Genomic DNA, 17,922 nt, shown 5'->3' on the forward strand with positions numbered 1-17,922 from the left:
CCCCCGCATTCACCGGACGCACGCCCACCCCCCATCCGGCCCCCGACCACCAGGACGAACCCGTCGCAAGCTGACGACCCGCCCGGGCCGGCTTCCGTGGCAGGGATAATGGTTCGGGAGGTTCCCCGCGGGAACCCCCTAGACCGCCCATAAACCCGCAGGTGAGAAGGACAGACAGTGGGTTCCCACCCCCCGATACCGACCCGGGTCGTGCTGCTCTGCGGCCCCTCCGGCTCCGGCAAGTCCCTTCTCGCGGCCCGCTCCGGCCTGCCGGTGCTGCGGCTCGACGACTTCTACAAGGAGGGCGACGACCCGACGCTGCCGCAGGTCCTCGGGAGCTCCGACATCGACTGGGACCACCCCGACTCCTGGGACGCCGACACGGCCGTAGCGGCGATCGAGCGCCTGTGCCGCACGGGCCGTACCAGCATCCCGGTCTACGACATCTCGCTCAGCGCCCGCACCGGCGAGGAGTCCGTGGACATCGGGCGCACCCCGGTGTTCATCGCGGAGGGCATCTTCGCCGCCGAGATCGTCACGCGCTGCGAGGAGCTCGGGCTCCTCGCCGACGCGCTGTGCCTGAGCCGCGGCCCGGTGAAGACCTTCCGCCGCCGTTTCCTGCGGGATCTGAAGGAGGGCCGCAAGTCGGTTCCGTTCCTGCTGCGCCGCGGCTGGCGGCTGATGCGCGCCGAGCGGGCGATCGTGGCCCGCCAGGCGGCGCTGGGCGCCTACCCCTGCGACCGGGACGAGGCCCTGGGCCGGCTCAAGGACGCGGAATGGGCCCTGCGGCCCCGCAAGGGCGCGACGACGACCTGAGGCCCGTAGGCACAAGAAAAAGCGGGACTGGACGGACCCCCCGGCCCTCCAGTCCCGCTTCCTTTTCCCTTTGGTGCTCCCCCGTGGTGCTTTCCCCCGTTGGTCCCCCGTTGGTCCCCCGTGACCCCCGTTGGTCCCCCCTGTTACCGCTCCCCCGTTACCTGCTCCCCCCGGACCTTCAGGCCACCAGCTCGCCGAAGGCGTCCTCCTCGTCACGGCCGAAGCTGAGGACCTCGTCCTCGCGCAGCCGGCGGAGCGACCGCCAGATGCTGGACTTCACCGTGCCGACACTGATGTCGAGGATCTCCGCGATCTCCGGGTCGGTGCGGCCCTCGTAGTAGCGCAGGACCAGCATCGTCCGCTGGAGCTCGGGCAGCCGGGCCAGCGCCTGCCACAGGACCGCGCGCAGTTCGGTGCCGCGCATCGCGTCCGTGTCGCCGGGCGTCTCCGGCAGCTCCTCGGTCGGGTACTCGTTCAGCTTGCGGCGGCGCCACGCGCTGATGTGGAGATTGGTCATCGTCCGCCGCAGGTATCCCCCGACAGCGGCCTTGTCACTGATCCGGTCCCACGCCTTGTACGTCGAGAACAGCGCGCTCTGCAGCAGGTCCTCGGCCTCGAAGCGGTCACCGGTGAGGTGGTAGGCGGTTGCGTACAGGGAGGCGCGGCGCTCCTGGACGTAGGCGGTGAACTCCGCCTCCGACAGCGAACGACGCTCCCCCGAGTCCTCCCTGTACGCGCTTCCCCCGTGCGTTTCCCCCGTGAAACCGTCAACCACCGTCATGTACGCGGTGTGCTGACGCCCGGCGCCGCGAGCGCACCCCCGCCCGCTCACGGCACCGGACTTCTCCGAACCCCGGCCCCCGTTCACGTCGTGCAGACGCGTGACAACTGCGCTGGTGCTGGAGCTGTGCAGCGTGTTCATCTCGCGCCCCCCGTCGTGGACTTCCCCGGTGTTTCGGCTTGCTTCCTTGCCTGTGCCGAAAAGCTTGCCCGGGCCACTTCATGGCCGTGTCCGCCGACTGTCACAGACCTGTCACAGGGGTTCGTCGTAGTTCTCGCACAGGGTGGTCACAGAGCGGAGCGGTACTGGTACGTAGCCGTACAGGTGTCGAAACCGCGCCCCGCCATGGGCCAGAATGAGCCCCGTGCCTTCCCTGTTGCTGATCGAGGACGACGACGCCATCCGGACGGCCCTGGAGCTCTCACTGACGCGCCAGGGGCACCGCGTGGCCACTGCTGCCACCGGCGAGGACGGGCTGAAGCTGCTGCGTGAGCAGCGGCCGGACCTGATCGTGCTGGACGTGATGCTGCCCGGCATCGACGGCTTCGAGGTGTGCCGTCGCATCCGGCGCACCGACCAGCTGCCGATCATTCTGCTGACCGCGCGCAGCGACGACATCGACGTGGTGGTCGGCCTGGAGTCCGGTGCCGACGACTACGTCGTCAAACCCGTGCAGGGGCGGGTGCTCGACGCCCGGATCCGGGCCGTGCTGCGGCGCGGGGAGCGGGAGTCGAACGACTCGGCGAGCTTCGGCAGCCTGGTCATCGACCGTGCGGCGATGACCGTGACCAAGAACGGCGAGGACCTCCAGCTCACGCCGACCGAGCTCAGGCTGCTGCTGGAGCTGAGCCGGCGGCCGGGCCAGGCGCTGTCGCGGCAGCAGCTGCTGCGGCTGGTGTGGGAGCACGACTACCTCGGTGACTCGCGGCTGGTGGACGCCTGTGTGCAGCGGCTGCGCGCCAAGGTCGAGGACGTGCCGTCGTCCCCGACGCTGATCCGTACGGTCCGCGGAGTCGGCTACCGGCTGGACGCGCCTCAGTGACACAGGCGCAAGGGGGGTTCCGCGGCTGGGTCGCGGCTCGCAAGGGAGTCTGGTCCCGGCTGCGCTTCACCAGTCTGCGGCTGCGCCTGGTCGTCGTGTTCGGTCTGGTGGCACTCACCGCCGCCGTCTCCGCGTCCGGGATCGCCTACTGGCTCAACCGCGAGGCCGTGCTCACCCGTACCCAGGACGCGGTGCTGCGCGACTTCCGGCAGGAGATGCAGAATCGGGCGGGTGTGCTGCCCGAGCGGCCGACGCAGTTCGAGCTCCAGCGCACCGCGGAGCAGATGTCCAACAGCAGCCAGAAGTTCAGCGTGCTGCTCATCGGCGAGAACGCCGACGGCGAGACCGTGTCCGGCAGTTCGGGCGGGCTCAACGGCTTCATGCTGAAGGACGTTCCCAAGTCGCTGCGCGAGGCGGTCAACGACGAGCAGACGGTCGGCTCCACCAACAAGTACGCCTACCACCTGTACTGGCAGCGGATCGTGGAGGACGACACCCCCTACCTGGTCGCCGGGACGAAGGTGATCGGCGGCGGGCCGACCGGCTACATGCTCAAGTCGCTGGAGCCGGAGGCCAAGGACCTCAACTCCCTCGCCTGGTCACTGGGGATCGCCACCGGTCTGGCGCTGATCGGCTCCGCGCTGCTCGCGCAGGCCGCCGCCACGACCGTGCTCAAACCCGTGCACCGGCTGGGAGTTGCCGCGCGGCGGCTCGGCGAGGGCAAGCTGGACACCCGGCTCAGGGTGTCGGGCACGGACGAACTGGCCGATCTGTCGCGGACGTTCAACAACGCGGCCGAGGCGCTGGAGAAACGGGTCGCGGACATGGCCGCGCGCGACGAGGCCTCCCGGCGGTTCGTCGCCGACATGTCCCACGAACTGCGCACGCCGCTCACCGCCATCACCGCCGTCACCGAGGTGCTGGAGGAGGAGCTGGAGGCGGAGACCGGCAGCATGGACCCGATGATCGAGCCGGCCGTCCGGCTCGTCGTCAGCGAGACACGGCGGCTGAACGACCTGGTCGAGAACCTGATGGAGGTCACCCGCTTCGACGCGGGCACCGCCCGGCTGGTTCTGGACGACGTCGACGTCGCCGACCAGATCACCGCGTGCATCGACGCGCGCGCCTGGCTCGACGCGGTCGACCTGGACGCCGAACGCGGTATCCACGCCCGGCTCGACCCGCGCCGCCTGGACGTCATCCTGGCCAACCTCATCGGCAACGCCCTCAAGCACGGGGGCTCGCCGGTGCGGGTGTCGGTGCGCGAGGCGGACGACGAGGTGGTGATCGCGGTACGGGACCACGGGCCCGGTATCCCCGAGGACGTCCTGCCGCACGTCTTCGACCGCTTCTACAAGGCGAGCGCCTCCCGCCCCCGTTCCGAGGGCAGCGGGCTCGGTCTGTCCATCGCCCTGGAGAACGCGCACATCCACGGCGGCGAGATCACTGCCGCCAACTCCCCCGACTCGGGCGCCGTGTTCACGCTGCGGCTGCCCCAGGACGCCTCGTCGCTGACGGAGGAGGCCGAGGAGCACAAGGCCGCGGACGCGAAGGGTGACGTCTGATGACCGTACGCCGGCTGCCGGCGCTCCTCCTGCTCGCCGGGCTGCTCGCCGGGTGCGGGATCCGGTCCACGGAGGTGCCGACCGACTTCGGCCCCGCGCCCTCACGGGTGCAGTGCTCGCTCGCCGGGCCGGAGGTGTCGACCCAGGCCTCGCGCGGGCTGCCCGCGCAGGTGTTCCTGCTGTGCCGCTCCTCGCTGGTGGCTGTCGACCGGACCGTACGGGTGCCGGACGGCGCCGCGGACTCGCAGCGGCGCATGCTGGTCGCCCAGGGGCTGCTGGACGAGCTGGCGGAGACACCGTCGGCCACCGAGGCGGAGGCCGGCTACACCACCGACGTCCCCACCGGACTGTCCGTGAAGGGCCCGCGCCCCGGCGACCCCGACGACGCCCTCCGCCTGAGCACCCCGCCCGACGCCCTCGCCCCCGCCGCCCTCGCCCAGATCGTCTGCACCTTCTCCGACTCGGCCGCGGCGGAGGGCGACGGCTCGGTCATCCTGGGCGGCCCGGACCACGACCCGCTGCACCGCTACGAGTGCACGGACGAGGTCAGGGCACGGCCGGACACGGAGGAACCGGCGTCGACAGAGGTGACGGACGGCTGAGAGGCGCCCGCCCGGCCCTCGGATGCCACCCAACCGATGTGGCACGCACCTCACCCGGAACCAAGACTCCCGGCCCCGGCGTCTAGGGGGTCGTGCAGCGTCCAGGCTCCAGCGGCAGCGACACCGCCGCGTTCCGCATCCGCGCGACGGGAGGCACCCTCCTCGTCGCACATCTCGCATTCGTCGCCTGGCTCACGCTGCGCCCCCTGGACGTCCCCTGGGTGATGCCACCCAACCTGCGCCCGTTCGCCGGCATCGAGGCGGAGCTGGCCCTGGGCTGGCAGGAGGCCGCCCGCCGCATCGTCGAGGGCCTGGCCCTGCTCGCCCCGCTCGGCGTACTGCTCCCCGCGGTGCACGGCAGAATCACCGTCTCCCCGCTCGGCTCACTGTTCCGCACGGTCCTCGCCGGCGCCCTGATCTCCCTCGGCATCGAACTGCTGCAGACCGGGGTGCCGGGCCAGGTCGTGGACGTCGACTCCCTGCTCCTGAACACCGTGGGGATCGCGCTCGCGCATACGGCGGTGGTACCGGCGGCACGCCACTGGCTCCGCCGCAGGACCGAGCGCGCACACGGCACGGCCACCCCTCAGGGGGAGGCTCCTCAGGGTCGGACCCCGACGATTCCCAGGGTCGGGATCGCACCGTAGAGCGACGCTTTGTTCCTTTGGTCTGCGTAGCGTGGATATCAGTTGAGGCAGCCAACGGGCCGCCTCCGGCCGACGCTCGCGAAGGAGCCGCAGATGTCCCGCCTCGCCCGACCCACCAACGGCCGCATGATCGGCGGAGTGTGCGCCGCGCTGGCGCGACGCTTCGGTACCTCCGCCACCACGATGCGTGTGATCTTCGTGCTCTCCTGTCTGCTGCCGGGCCCGCAGTTCCTGCTCTACATAGCGCTGTGGATCCTGCTGCCCTCGGAGAGCAAGGCACGCACCGCCTGGTGACCCCGCCCCCCTTCCGCATACGCCGACGGGGCGCACCCCGTGTCCAGGAGGTGCGCCCCGCCGGCGCGTTCGCGGGCCGCTCAGCCCAGCGGGATGCCGTTCACGGGCAGACCGCTCGTGGGCAGGCCCGTCTGGCCCACCGGCAGTCCGCCGAGGAGACCGGCGACCGGCTTGGTCGGGCCGTCGGCGAGGACCTTCTCCGCAACCGGCTGGGCGGCGGCCAGGCTGGTGCCCAGCGCGCTCTGGCCCTGCGCCAGGGCCTGGCCGGCACCCGGCAGCGCCTTGGAGACGTTCTCGGCGGGGAGCGTCCGGGTGACCGTGTCCAGCGCCGAGCCGGCGTCCGGCGCGGCAGGGGCCGCGCTCGCGGCACCCGCGCCGGTGGCGGCGAAGGCGGCACCGAGGGCGGCGACACCGAGGGTCTTGGCAGCAGACTGCTTCATTGAATGCGTCCTCGAAATGGATGACGGGGATGTGAGCGGTCCAAGACCGTAAACATGACGAGGCACCGGCCGCAAACATCGAAATGCGGACGGATTGTGAACGCCCATCCGCATTTCCTCGGTCCGTAAATTCCCCGGTCAGCCCTGTTCTTCGACAGAACCGCTGGTGGAGGCGGTCTGCCGGAACAGCCACTCGGACTTCAGCTCGGCATATCCGGGCTTGACGACGTCATTGATCATCGCGAGTCGTTCATCGAAAGGAATGAACGCTGATTTCATCGCATTGACGGAGAACCACTGCAGGTCGTCGAGCGTGTAACCGAATGCGTCGACAAGATGCTCGAATTCCCGGCTCATGCTGGTGTGGGACATCAGCCGGTTGTCGGTGTTCACCGTCGCCCGGAAGTGCAGTCGGCGCAGCAGGCCGATCGGGTGCGCGGCATAGGAGTCCGCGGCCCCGGTCTGGAGGTTGGAGCTGGGGCACAGCTCCAGCGGGATGCGCTTGTCCCGTACATAGGAGGCGAGCCGGCCGAGCTTGACCGAGCCGTCGGCGTGCACCTGGATGTCGTCGATGATGCGCACCCCGTGCCCGAGCCGGTCGGCGCCGCACCACTGGAGGGCCTGCCAGATCGACGGCAGCCCGAAGGCCTCGCCCGCGTGGATGGTGAAGTGGTTGTTCTCGCGCTTGAGGTACTCGAAGGCGTCGAGGTGCCGGGTGGGCGGGTGACCGGCCTCGGCGCCGGCGATGTCGAAACCGACCACGCCCAGGTCCCGGTAGCGGTTGGCGAGTTCGGCGATCTCCAGGGCGCGGGCGGCGTGCCGCATGGCGGTGAGCAGGGCGCCGACGCGGATGCGGTGGCCGTTCTCGCGGGCCTGCCGTTCGCCTTCCCGGAAGCCCTCGTTGACGGCCTCGACGACCTGTTCCAGGGTGAGGCCGCCCTCCAGGTGCTGCTCGGGGGCGTAGCGCACCTCGGCGTAGACGACGCCGTCCTCGGCGAGGTCGACGGCGCACTCGGTGGCGACCCGCACGAGGGCCTCGCGGGTCTGCATCACGCCGACGGTGTGCGAGAAGGTCTCCAGATAGCGTTCCAGGGAGCCGGAGTCGGCGGCCTCGTGGAACCAGACGCCGAGCTTGTCGGGGTCGGTCTCGGGGAGCTGGGAGTACCCGCTGTCGCGGGCGAGTTCGACGATGGTCCCGGGGCGGAGGCCGCCGTCGAGGTGGTCGTGCAGCAGAACCTTGGGCGCCCGGCGGATCTGATCCGGAGTCGGGGTGTTCGCGATGGTCTGGCTCGTCATTTCCGCATTCTAATTCCTACGCGCGTAGAGCGCTTGTTGTACGAATCCGTCGATACGTAACGGTGACCGCACGGACGGGTGGCGTACACCCATGCTTCTGACACTGTTCTGTCATGGCACAGCAAGCGACGCCGGTTCGGACCGCCCGGCTGGGGAGGCCGCTCGGCCCGGAACCGACGACCGTGAGCGGGGTGGTGCTGCTGCTCCCCGGAGGTGACGAGACCTCACATCGGCGCCCCTCGCCGATGTTGGCGGCGGCATCGGTGCGCGCCCTGGGGCGGCGGCTGACCCGCGCGGCGCGCGAGGACGGCCTGGCCGTGCACGTCGTGCACTACCGCTACCGCGGCTGGAACGGCGCCGAGGCCGGCCTCGCGCACGACGCAAACTGGGCCGCGGACGAGGCCGTACGGCGCTATGGCGACGTTCCCGTCTGCCTTGCCGGGTTCGACATGGGCGGCCGGGCCGCGCTGCACGCGGGCGGGCATGAGGCCGTCAACTCCGTACTGGCGATCGCCCCTTGGCTGCCGGAGGAGGACGTGGCCGTGCCACCCGAACCGGTGAAGCAGCTCGTCGGGCGGCAGGTGCTGATGGTGCACGGCACGAACGACCAGCGGACCGACCCCGAGCTGTCGTTCCGGCTGGCGGCGCGGGCGAAGAAGGCGAACCGGGACGTGTGCCGGTTCGAAGTGCACTCCGACGGCCATGGGTTGCACCAGCACCGCGACGAAGTCCTCGCTCTGGCCGAGGACTTTGTCATGGGGGCGCTGTTCGGGCGGGCCTTCTCCCGGCCGGTCGCGGACGCGTTCGCGGCGCCGCCCCCGCTGGGGCTGCGGATGCCGCTGGCGGCGGGCTTCGGCCGGTCGCTGCGGCGGTAACGACCTTCACGCTTCTCCCCCGGATCCCTCAAGACCCCCTTGCACCTCGTTACTGAAAATGATTATCGTCTTTACATGCCCGACTGGGCATGCCCATGACCGAGGTCTGATCCAGGGGGGATCATTTTGCGTACCTTCACCCGCACTCTGACCGTTTCCGGCACCGCCGCCGCGGCCCTCGCGCTCGGCGCACTCGCGGCCACCCCGGCCGTCGCCGCCACCGCCCTCTCCTCCGGCCACGTCGACGTGCTCGACGCCGAGTGGGACGGCACCGCCCTGCACCTGCACGTCCACGACGAGGAGACCAACACCGAGTACGAACCGGCGGACGTCACCCTGAACGTGCCCGCCGCCGCCAAGGTCACCAACCCGGGCTACGGCTTCCTCGGCACCGGCAGCCAGATCTGGCTGCTGCCGGACACCGAGGCCGAGGCCGACGCGGCCGGCGTGCTCTTCCCGGGCATCTCCACCGAGCACCTGACCACCGGCGTCTTCGCCAACGACACCGTCACCTACACCCTGGTCAGCTCCACCAGAAACGGCGCCGCCACCGACGACTTCAGCGTCTACGCGGGCGCCGGTGTCCGCTGGTACGACAGCAACACCGCCACCACCAGCTACAAGTCCAAGTCCTTCGGCGTCGCCACCCACAACCACGCCAACTGGGCCTTCGAGGAGGCCGGCACCTACCGGCTGACGTTCCGTGTCTCCGGCACGGTCGGCGGGGTCGCCAAGACCGCCACCGAGACGTACACCGTCGTCGTCAGCTCGTGATGAGGGCCCTGACGCGCGGCGGACGCGCATGGACGACCGCGGCTGTGACCGCGGCGGTCGCGGTACTCGTGGGCGCGGCAGGGCTGGTCGCCGGCGGCAGCGGGGATGCCCGCGCCGCCGGCGGTGCCGTCGTGCTGGACGACGGCGAGCTGGACTTCACCCCCCGGGTCGTCGACGGAGAGCTCCAGTTGCAGATCGACGACCGCAGTGGCGGCACTCCGGTCGTGCGCGAACCGTCGGCCGTGGTCCTGCACGTACCGCAGCTGTCCCTGCAGTACACCCCGAACCCGGCCGCCAACCAGCTCGGCACCACGGACCAGGACACCTGGCAGCTCAACGGCTGGGCGTCCGCGGACCTCTTCGCGCCCGAGCCCGGCTGGCAGGGAACCGAGGCGGGCGGCGACACCGAGGTGACGCTGTCCGGGTACGACGGACCCGGCGACTTCGGCATGTTCACCCACACCCAGGAGATGGACTGGTCGGACCAGGCCCCGGACATCCACCTCGGAAGCACCGCCGCCGCCCCGCGGTCCTTCACGCTGTCCGGCGACCGTGAACGGCTGCTGCCCATCTGGATGTTCACCACCGAGGGCGTGTACCGCCTGACCTTCACCGTGACCCACGGCACCGCCACCGACACCGAGACCCTCGCCGTGGTCGTGGGCGACGACGTCGACCCGGCCGGCGTACTGCCCGGCGACGGCGCCACACCGACGGCTAGCCCGACCCCGAGCCCGACGGACTCCGCGACCACGAGCCCCACGCCCACCGGTCCGGCGGCGCATGTCATCGCCAAGGGCCACCTCGACCTGGCGGCCCGCAACCTGGACGGCGACCTGGAGTTCCGGATCAAGGAAGGGACCGCGGAGGACTACGACTGGTACGAGCCGGGCGAGGTCGTCCTCCATGTGGGCGCCGTCGCGCGCCGGAAGATCCCCGAGGGCCACGAGTTCCTGGGCACCCCCGGTGACCCGGTGTGGTGGCTGCCGATGAGCCAGCACCCGGACATCGTGTGGCCCGGCTGGTCCACCTCGGAGTGGCCCCGGACCGCGCTCGACGGCAGGATCACCTACCGGCTCGACTCCCTCCAGGGCCCCGGGAACGTCGCGGTGTTCGACTCGGACGCGCTGTCCGGCCAGGACATCCAGATCAACAGCGGCGACGGACTGCCCGACGCGCTGACCATCAACGGCGGCACCCACCGGCACAACTACTGGGCCTTCACCGCCGAGGGCGTCTACCGCACCACTTGGACCGTCAGCGCCACCCGCGCCGACGGCACGCAGGTCAGCGACACCGAGACGGTCGCCTGGGTCGTCGGCGACGACGTGGACCCGGGGACGGTGCGGCCGGGCACGGGCGACGAGCCGACGGCGACGCCGACCGCGACGGCCTCGGCGACGCCGTCCCCGTCGGAGCCGGATCCGACGTCGACGTCGCCGTCCCCGTCGGATCCCGTCACGCCTTCGCCGTCCGCCCCGGCCACCACCGGCACGACCGGCGGTTCGGGCACCACCGTCACCGGCTCGCTCGCCTCGACCGGTTCCGGTGCCGCCGTCCTCGCGGGGACCGCGCTGGCCGCGCTGCTGCTCGGCGCGGGTGCGGTGTTCGTCGTACGGCGCCGACAGCGTCGTAGCGCGTCATGAGGGCGGGACGAGGGGTGCTCGCCTCGCTGGCCGCGGGGTGTGTGCTGCTGAGCGGGTGCCGGGCGGGCGAACAGGGGGCGTCGGACGCCGAGTTGAGGGTGTCGACGACCACCGCGATCATCGCCGACCTGGTGCGCCGGGTAGGTGGTGACCGCGTGGACGTGACGTCGATCGTGCCGCACCACGGCGACCCGCACTCCTACGAGCCGAGCCCCGGCGACGCGGCGACCGTCGCCCGGGCCGACCTCGTCTTCAGCAACGGACTGCTGCTCGAAGAGCCCGGGATCATGAAGATGGTCCACAACAACGCGCCGAAGTCCGCGCCGAAGATCGAGATCGCCGAGCGGCTGGAGCAGTACGGCGGCCAGGTCATCGAGCTGGAGGAGGACCTCGGGCTCGACGTCCTCTGGCTCGGCTGGGCCGTCGAGGGCGAGGTCGCGGGCGAGGGCTCCCAAGTCCGTACGACCGCTACGAAGTTGGAGGGGCCGGGCGAGCTGCGCGTCTATCTCACCGACACGCTCGGCAAGCCGAAGGTGTACGTCGACTCCGCCGACGGCTTCGACGGCTCGGACTCCTTCGCCCTGCCGCCCGAGGCGCACACGCACGTCAACTGGGCGTTCAGCGAGCCGGGCACCTACCGGCTCACCGTCGAGGGCCGCACCGAGGCGCTCGACGGCACGGCGTCGCAGGCGTTCGGCAGCGGGACGTTCACGTTCGCCGTCGGCGACGGCACCGAGGCGCCCGAGGGTGCCACCGTGCTCGACGGCGGGCACGCCGACGTCGCGCTCGACGCCGAGTCGGGGAAGGTGTACGTCCGCACCGACGACAAGGAGACCGGCGAGCGGACCCGGCTCGACGCCGACGAGGTCGTCCTCGACGTGCCCGACCGGGCCCGGGAGTCGGTGCCGAAGGAGGCGCCGTACTCCTTCCTCGGCGAGGCCGGCGACCCGCTGTGGGTGCTGCCGCAGGCCGTGCTCGGCAAGCATGTGCACGGCGACACCGACCCGCACGCCTGGGAGGACGTCGCCAACGCCGAGGCCTATGTCCGCCGGATCGAGGCCGAGTTGAGCAAGGCCGACCCCAAGGGCCGCAAGGCGTACGAGAGGAACGCCGCGGCCTTCCTCAAGGAGCTGGGCGCGCTCGACCAGGAGGTCGCCGAGAAGCTCGCGACCGTCCCGGAGCGCAACCGCAAACTCATCACCACGCACGACGCCTTCGGCTATCTCGCCGAGGCGTACGGCATGGAGATCGCCGGCTTCGTCGTGCCCGTGCCCAACCAGGAGCCCAGCGCCGCCGAGGTCGAACGGCTCGGCGACACCATCCGCGAGCAGCGCGTCCCGTCCGTGTTCCTGGAGCCCAACCTGGCCGCACGCGCCGATGTGCTCCAACGGGTCGCCCAGGACGAGGGCGTCGGGGTCTGCACGATCTACGGCGACTCCTTCGACGACAAGATCCACGACTACGTATCGATGATGCGGCACAACGCGACGGAGCTCGCCAAGTGCCTTGGGAAGGAAGCCTGATGAGGGCCAGGGAACGGATCGCGGTGGCCGTGGCGCTCGCCGCCACGCTCGCGGGCGGCCCGGCAGCCGTCGCCGCGGACGAGGGTACGCAGGAGCCCGGCCTCGGCCGGATCGCCTGGGCGGACGGCGCGCTGAGCCTCGACCCCGCCGAGGGCACCCACCTGATCGAGGTCGCCGAGGCAGGCGCCGCGGAGGCCTCGGCGCCCGGCTGGGACACCACCGGGGTGCCGGCCGGGGCCGTGGCCAAAGACACCGTGCACTGGTCGCTGACCGGGCTCGACGGCCCGGGCGAGCTGAAGGTGTACGGGCAGGACGCGACCCTCTTCGACACGGCGGACGAGCAGGAGGACCGGGTCGCTCTCCCCGTGGGCGAACGGGACGACACGCGTTGGGAGTTCAGCGAGGAGGGGACGTACCGGCTGATCTTCTCCGCGGACGCCACGGGGGCGGACGGGGAGGAGCGGTCCGTGGGGACCGCTTACACGGTGGTGGTCGGGGAGACTTCGGTTGCGGAGGAGGAGCCGGTCGCCGCCGTCCCCTCGACCGCGCCCTCCCCGACGCCGACGCTGTCGGCCCCGGAGGCCAAGTCGGCGCTCACCTCGGCCCGTACGTCCGTCGCCGCGGCCGCCGACGATGTCGTGTCCGAGAAGAAGGTCCTCGACGAGGGGCACATCGACTTCGCCGCCCGGGTCGTGGACCGCAGGCTCCAGATTCACGTCAAGGACGGCACCGTGCCCGGGGAGACCACCTGGCGTGAGCCCTCCTCCGTCGTCCTGCACGTGAAGCCGGCGGCGAAGAACACCCTGCCGGACGGGGACGAGTTCGCCTTCCTGGGCAAGAGCGGGGACCCGGTCTGGCTGCTCGACCAGGTGCAGCAGGAGGGCCTGCTGTGGCCCGGCTGGTCCACCGACAACATCGAGGCGGGCGCCACGAAGGGCGGGGTCACCTTCTCCCTCACCGGCGCCCAGGGGCCGGGCACGTACGCGCTGTACACGTACGACGCGATGTCGGGCGCCGAGGTCCTGTTCAACAGCGAGGACGGAGTGCCGGACTCGATCGAGGTGCCGCGCAACACACACGCCCACGGCGGCTGGGCGTTCACGAAGGAGGGCACCTACCGGCTCACCTTCAGGATGAGCGGAAAGCTGGCCGACGGCACGGCGGTGAGCGACACCGAGACGGTGACGTTCGTGGTCGGGGACGGGGATCCGAACTCGGTGAGTCCCGGGGGTGGTTCGGGCTCGTCGGCCGAGCCGTCGACGGATGCGCCGGGCTCCACGGGCTCCTCCTCGGCGCAGAACGCGAAGGGTTCGGATTCCTCCGGGTCCATGGCCAGCACGGGCGCCGGCAGCCCCGCGCTCGTCGGCGCGACGGCCGCGGGGCTGGCGCTCGCCGGGGGCGGCGCCGTGTGGGCCGTACGGCGTCGGCGGCGGGGCGGGGAAGCGTGAAGCCGCTGCTCGGCGTGGAGTCGGTGTCCGTCGTGCTCGGCGGGCGCCACGCCCTTGAGGACGCCTCGCTCACTGTGGCGGGCGGTGAGCTGGTGGGGCTGATCGGGCCCAACGGCGCAGGAAAGACGACCTTGTTGCGGGCGGTCCTCGGGCTGGTCCCGCTCGCCGCGGGGACGGTATCGGTGGCCTCCCGGCCCGGCTATGTGCCGCAACGGCACGAATTCGCCTGGGACTTCCCCATCGACGTCGCCGGAGCGGTGCTGACCGGACGTACCCGCTCCATCGGCTGGCTGCGGCGACCGCGGGCGGCCGACCGGGAGGCCGCCGCGCGGGCGCTGGAGCTGGCCGGGCTCACCGGCCTGGCCCGCCGGCCGGTCGGCGAACTGTCCGGCGGCCAGCGTCAACGGGTGCTGGTGGCACGGGCGTTGGCGGCCGAGCCGCGGATCCTGCTGCTCGACGAGCCGTTCACCGGCGTGGACGTGCCCACGCAGGAGCTCCTCAACGAGCTCTTCGGCCGGCTGGCCGCCGAGGGCACGGCACTGCTGATGACCACCCACGACCTGGCCGCCGCCGCCCGCACCTGCGACCGCGTGGTGCTGATCAACCGGACGGTCGTCGCGGAGGGCGGGCCGGAGCTGCTCGCCCAGCCGGAGCAGATGCTGCGGGCGTTCGGCCTGGACCGCGCGATGGGGGCGGTGGCAGGGTGATCGACTTTCTCCTGGAACCCTGGGACCTGCCGTTCATGCAGCGGGCGTTCGCCGTCGCCGCCGTCATCGGGGTGGTCTGCGGGGTCGTAGGTGTGTACGTCGTGCTGCGCGGAATGGCGTTCATCGGGGACGCGGTGGCGCACTCGGCGTTCCCGGGCGTGGCCCTCGCCTACACCTTCGAGGGCAACCTGCTGCTCGGGGGCGCGGTGGCCGGCGTCGTCACCTCGGTGCTCATCGCGTTCGTGTCGCAGAACCGGCGGCTGAAGGAGGACACCGTCATCGGCGTGTTCTTCGCGTTCGCGTTCGGGCTCGGGATCGTGCTCGTGTCGACGCGGGACAGCTGGACGACCGACCTGTCGTCGTTCCTCTTCGGACAGGTACTGGCCGTGTCGCCGGGCGACGTGTGGACGGTCGCCGGGATCGGCGCGGTGCTCGTGGCCGTCGTCCTCGCCCTGCGCAAGGAGCTGCTCGCGGTCAGCCTGGACCGGGAGACGGCACGGGCGGCGGGCCTGCCGGTCTTCCGCCTCGACCTCACGCTGTACGTCGTCGTCACCTCCACGATCGTGATGTCCCTGGAAGCCGTCGGCAACGTGCTCGTACTCGCCCTCCTCATCACCCCGGCCGCAACCGCACGCATGCTGACCGAACGCCTGTGGGCCATGACCCTCCTCGCCTCCACGATCGGCTGCGCGGGCAGCCTGGCCGGGCTGTACCTGTCGTACAGCTACGACCTGGCGGCCGGCGGCTCCATCGTCGTCGTGCTGACGGGCCTGTTCCTGCTGGTGTGGTGCCTGGCACCTCGGCACGGGCTGGTGTTCCGGGGGCGGGTCGGGCGGAGGGCGCCGGTGGCAGTGCCGTGACGCCCGCCGCCGCCCCGGCGGCAGGTCAGGCGGGCAGCGGCAGCCGGGGCTGAACGCGATGACGCGACGCCCGCCGTCCGGCACCGGGCCCCTGCTCGCTCCGGCGGCACGGCGGCCGGGCAACGGCTGCCCGCCGCGGCCGGACGCAGTGACGTGACGCCCGCCGCCGCGACAGCGGCTGCCGCCCCGGCGGCCTGTCAGTCCGGCAGCAGGTGGCCGCGTTGGGACAGCAGGAACTTCTTGAAGGCCGCCACCGGTGGTGTGTCCGGGCGGCCGTCGAGCCAGGCGACGCCGATCTCGCGTACCGCGCGCGGGGCCGTGACCGTCAGTTCGACGACCCCCGGGCGGGGGACGGCGGGCGGGGGCAGCAGTGCCACGCCGAGACCCGCCGCCACCAGGCCCCGGAGGGTCTCCGCCTCCTCCCCCTCAAAGGCGATGCGCGGCTTGAAGCCGGCCTCCTTGCAGAACTCGTCGGTGATGCGGCGGAGGCCGTAGCCGGGTTCGAGGGTCACGAAGACCTCGTCGGCGGCCTCGGCGAGACGGATCCGTTTCCGGGCGGCGAGGCGGTGGTCGGCGGGGACCACCAGGCGCAGCTTCTGCTCGTCGAGGCGGCGGGCGACCAGGTCGGGGGCGTCCGGGACCGGCGAGGTCAGGCACAGGTCCAGCTCCCCCGCCCGCAGCCGCTCGATCATCGCCTCGCCGTAGTTCTGGACGAGGCTGAAACGGATCCGGGGATGGTCCTCGCGAAACGTGTGGAGCAGTCCGGGCACGGTCTCGGCGCCCATCGTGTGCAGAAAGCCGAAGGCGACCTTGCCGGTGGCCGGGTCGGCATCCGCACGGACCTCGTCGGCGGCGCGCTCGATCTCGGCGAGGGCGCGTTCGACGGAGGCCAGGAAGGTGCGCCCGGCCGGGGTGAGGGAGACGGTGCGGCCGCGGCGGGCGAACAGGTCGACGCCCAGGTCCTGTTCGAGCCGGACCATGGCCCGGGACAGGGTGGACTGCGGAACCTGCATCTCCTGCGCGGCGCGGGTGACGTGCTCGGTGCGGGCGACTCCGGCGAAGTACGCCAGGCGTGGCGCCAGCAACATCACCATGTCTTCTGTGTCACTGGATGGTGACAGGCGCGCCTGTGACCTCTGCTGATGCTCCATGGGAACGATTATGACGATTCCATGCATTGGACGGATCAACACGGGCGTCCGTACCTTCGAGGCATGTCTCCCGCCAGTACCGGGGCGTCCACCATCGTGGGCGCCGCTGCAACCGTCCCCGTCTCCGACTCCCGTATGACCCCGGGCGGCCCCGGCTACCGCCGGATGAGCTTCGCCCTCTTCCTCGCGGGCGTGGCGACCTTCGCGCTGCTGTACTCCACACAGGCCCTTCTGCCGCTGATCTCCGGCGAGTTCGGGGTGGCGGCGAGCGAAGCGAGCTGGACGGTGGCGGCGGCGACGGGTGGTCTGGCGCTGTTCGTGCTCCCGATGAGCGCGCTGTCGGAGCGGTACGGCCGCCGTACGGTGATGACGGCCTCGCTGGCGGTCGCGGTGACCGTGGGTCTGCTGGTTCCCTTCGCCCCCTCGCTGCCCGCGCTGGTGGCGCTGCGGGCCGTGCAGGGCGCGGCGCTGGCCGGGCTGCCGGCCTCGGCGACGGCGTATCTGGCGGAGGAGGTCCGCCCGAAGGCGCTGATCACGGCGATCGGTCTGTTCGTCGCGGGCAACAGCGTGGGCGGGATGAGCGGCCGGGTCGTCACCGGCTGGGTCGCGCAGGAGTGGGGCTGGCGGGTCGCCCTCGGGGTGATCGGTGCGGTCGCGGTGGCGTGCGCGGTGGCCTTCCGGCTGCTGCTGCCGGCGCCGAAGCACTTCAGGACGGGTTCCCTGCGGCCGCGTGTCCTGGCCCGGACGGTCCGCGACCACCTGTCCGACCCGCTGCTGCGTCGCCTGTACGCGATCGGCGCGCTGTTCATGACGGTGTTCGGCGGCGTCTACACGGTGATCGGCTACCGCCTGACCGAGGAACCCTTCTCGCTGCCGCAGGGCATCGTGGGCTCGATCTTCCTCGTCTACCTGGTGGGTACGGTGTCGGCGTCGACGGCCGGCCGGCTGGTGGGCCGCCTCGGGCGCCGGGGTGCGCTGTACGCGGCGGGCGGTACGACGGCGGCGGGGCTGCTGCTGTCCCTGGCGGACTCGCTTGTGCTGGTGCTGCTGGGGCTGGTGCTGATCACCGGTGGCTTCTTCGCGGGCCACGCGGTGGCGTCGTCGGCGGTCAGCAAGGCGGCGACGCGGGGGCGGGCGCAGGCCTCGGCGCTGTACCAGTCCGCGTACTACATCGGCTCCAGTGTCGGCAGTACGGTCGGCGCGATGGCGTTCCACTCGGGTGGCTGGGCCGGGACGGTGGGCGTGGGCGTGCTGGCAGTGCTCGGCGTCGTGACGATCACGGTTCTCGGCTCGCGAGCGGCCCGGGTCGCCGCGCGGCGGGGGGCGGTGGCGGCGGCGCACTGAGCCGGCCGCCCGGGACTTTTTTCGCCCCCGCCGCCCTTACCCATTCCCGTCCCCTGGGGGCTGCCGCCCCCAGACCCCCGCTTCGGCCTGGACCCCCACTCCTCAAACGCC

At 71.7% G+C, this 17,922-nt stretch carries 18 protein-coding genes; 14 read left to right on the forward strand and 4 right to left on the reverse strand.

Annotation, left to right across the window (positions count from 1 at the left end):
* Positions 1–177 precede the first annotated feature (177 nt).
* Positions 178–816, forward strand: coding sequence for a uridine kinase (locus AB0Q90_RS33485; RefSeq protein ID WP_363165320.1), 639 nt, complete (start codon positions 178–180; stop codon positions 814–816).
* A 178-nt stretch (positions 817–994) separates the two neighbouring features.
* Here the strand turns inward: AB0Q90_RS33485 and AB0Q90_RS33490 are convergent, their stop codons facing one another.
* Complete coding sequence (locus AB0Q90_RS33490) at positions 995–1,738, reverse strand: SigE family RNA polymerase sigma factor (protein WP_363165321.1); 744 nt, start codon at positions 1,736–1,738, stop codon at positions 995–997.
* A 223-nt stretch (positions 1,739–1,961) separates the two neighbouring features.
* Between AB0Q90_RS33490 and afsQ1 the strand changes: the two genes are divergently transcribed.
* The 5 genes from afsQ1 to AB0Q90_RS33515 all read left to right on the forward strand — a co-directional run bounded on the left by afsQ1 (position 1,962) and on the right by AB0Q90_RS33515 (position 5,747).
* Positions 1,962–2,639, forward strand: a complete 678-nt coding sequence (gene afsQ1 / locus AB0Q90_RS33495) for a two-component system response regulator AfsQ1 (protein WP_363165322.1) — start codon at positions 1,962–1,964, stop codon at positions 2,637–2,639.
* A complete protein-coding gene (locus tag AB0Q90_RS33500; protein WP_363165323.1) occupies positions 2,636–4,204 on the forward strand; it encodes a HAMP domain-containing sensor histidine kinase in 1,569 nt (522 codons plus the stop codon). The genes afsQ1 and AB0Q90_RS33500 overlap by 4 nt, the downstream gene beginning before the upstream one ends.
* Positions 4,204–4,806, forward strand: coding sequence for a hypothetical protein (locus AB0Q90_RS33505; RefSeq protein WP_363165324.1), 603 nt, complete (start codon positions 4,204–4,206; stop codon positions 4,804–4,806). The genes AB0Q90_RS33500 and AB0Q90_RS33505 overlap by 1 nt, the downstream gene beginning before the upstream one ends.
* Before the next feature lie 92 nt (positions 4,807–4,898).
* Positions 4,899–5,453 carry a VanZ family protein gene (locus AB0Q90_RS33510; protein WP_363165325.1) on the forward strand — a complete coding sequence of 185 codons (555 nt, stop codon included), beginning with the start codon at positions 4,899–4,901 and terminating at the stop codon, positions 5,451–5,453.
* A 93-nt stretch (positions 5,454–5,546) separates the two neighbouring features.
* Entirely contained in the window at positions 5,547–5,747 is a 201-nt protein-coding gene (locus tag AB0Q90_RS33515; RefSeq protein ID WP_363165327.1) for a PspC domain-containing protein, read from the forward strand.
* Between the two features lie 80 nt (positions 5,748–5,827).
* Here the strand turns inward: AB0Q90_RS33515 and AB0Q90_RS33520 are convergent, their stop codons facing one another.
* Together AB0Q90_RS33520 and AB0Q90_RS33525 are read right to left on the reverse strand one after the other, a co-directional pair.
* Positions 5,828–6,187, reverse strand: coding sequence for an ATP-binding protein (locus AB0Q90_RS33520; RefSeq protein WP_363165328.1), 360 nt, complete (start codon positions 6,185–6,187; stop codon positions 5,828–5,830).
* Between the two features lie 138 nt (positions 6,188–6,325).
* Complete coding sequence (locus AB0Q90_RS33525; RefSeq protein WP_363165329.1) at positions 6,326–7,483, reverse strand: adenosine deaminase; 1,158 nt, start codon at positions 7,481–7,483, stop codon at positions 6,326–6,328.
* 113 nt (positions 7,484–7,596) lie between these two features.
* Here AB0Q90_RS33525 and AB0Q90_RS33530 point away from each other — a divergent pair, with 113 nt between their 5' ends.
* From AB0Q90_RS33530 to AB0Q90_RS33560, 7 genes are all read left to right on the forward strand, one after another.
* Complete coding sequence (locus AB0Q90_RS33530) at positions 7,597–8,358, forward strand: alpha/beta hydrolase (protein ID WP_363165330.1); 762 nt, start codon at positions 7,597–7,599, stop codon at positions 8,356–8,358.
* A 126-nt stretch (positions 8,359–8,484) separates the two neighbouring features.
* Positions 8,485–9,132, forward strand: coding sequence for a choice-of-anchor M domain-containing protein (locus tag AB0Q90_RS33535; RefSeq protein WP_363165331.1), 648 nt, complete (start codon positions 8,485–8,487; stop codon positions 9,130–9,132).
* A 44-nt stretch (positions 9,133–9,176) separates the two neighbouring features.
* On the forward strand, positions 9,177–10,778 hold the full coding sequence (locus AB0Q90_RS33540; protein WP_363165332.1) for a choice-of-anchor M domain-containing protein: 1,602 nt from the start codon (positions 9,177–9,179) through the stop codon (positions 10,776–10,778).
* Positions 10,775–12,301: an anchored repeat ABC transporter, substrate-binding protein gene (locus AB0Q90_RS33545; RefSeq protein ID WP_363165333.1), complete on the forward strand. Its 1,527-nt coding sequence runs from the start codon at positions 10,775–10,777 to the stop codon at positions 12,299–12,301. Before AB0Q90_RS33540 ends, AB0Q90_RS33545 begins: the two co-directional genes overlap by 4 nt.
* Positions 12,301–13,749, forward strand: a complete 1,449-nt coding sequence (locus AB0Q90_RS33550) for a TIGR03773 family transporter-associated surface protein (RefSeq protein WP_363165334.1) — start codon at positions 12,301–12,303, stop codon at positions 13,747–13,749. Before AB0Q90_RS33545 ends, AB0Q90_RS33550 begins: the two co-directional genes overlap by 1 nt.
* Positions 13,746–14,456, forward strand: a complete 711-nt coding sequence (locus AB0Q90_RS33555; RefSeq protein ID WP_363165335.1) for an anchored repeat-type ABC transporter ATP-binding subunit — start codon at positions 13,746–13,748, stop codon at positions 14,454–14,456. The genes AB0Q90_RS33550 and AB0Q90_RS33555 overlap by 4 nt, the downstream gene beginning before the upstream one ends.
* Positions 14,453–15,316 carry an anchored repeat-type ABC transporter permease subunit gene (locus tag AB0Q90_RS33560; RefSeq protein WP_363165336.1) on the forward strand — a complete coding sequence of 288 codons (864 nt, stop codon included), beginning with the start codon at positions 14,453–14,455 and terminating at the stop codon, positions 15,314–15,316. Before AB0Q90_RS33555 ends, AB0Q90_RS33560 begins: the two co-directional genes overlap by 4 nt.
* A gap of 197 nt (positions 15,317–15,513) precedes the next feature.
* Here the strand turns inward: AB0Q90_RS33560 and AB0Q90_RS33565 are convergent, their stop codons facing one another.
* Positions 15,514–16,467, reverse strand: a complete 954-nt coding sequence (locus AB0Q90_RS33565) for a LysR substrate-binding domain-containing protein (protein WP_363165337.1) — start codon at positions 16,465–16,467, stop codon at positions 15,514–15,516.
* 63 nt (positions 16,468–16,530) lie between these two features.
* Between AB0Q90_RS33565 and AB0Q90_RS33570 the strand changes: the two genes are divergently transcribed.
* Positions 16,531–17,811: an MFS transporter gene (locus AB0Q90_RS33570; RefSeq protein ID WP_363165338.1), complete on the forward strand. Its 1,281-nt coding sequence runs from the start codon at positions 16,531–16,533 to the stop codon at positions 17,809–17,811.
* Positions 17,812–17,922: the final 111 nt, after the last annotated feature.

Source organism: Streptomyces sp. NPDC079141 (assembly GCF_040686775.1).
In the GTDB taxonomy this organism is placed as follows: Bacteria; Actinomycetota; Actinomycetes; order Streptomycetales; family Streptomycetaceae; genus Streptomyces.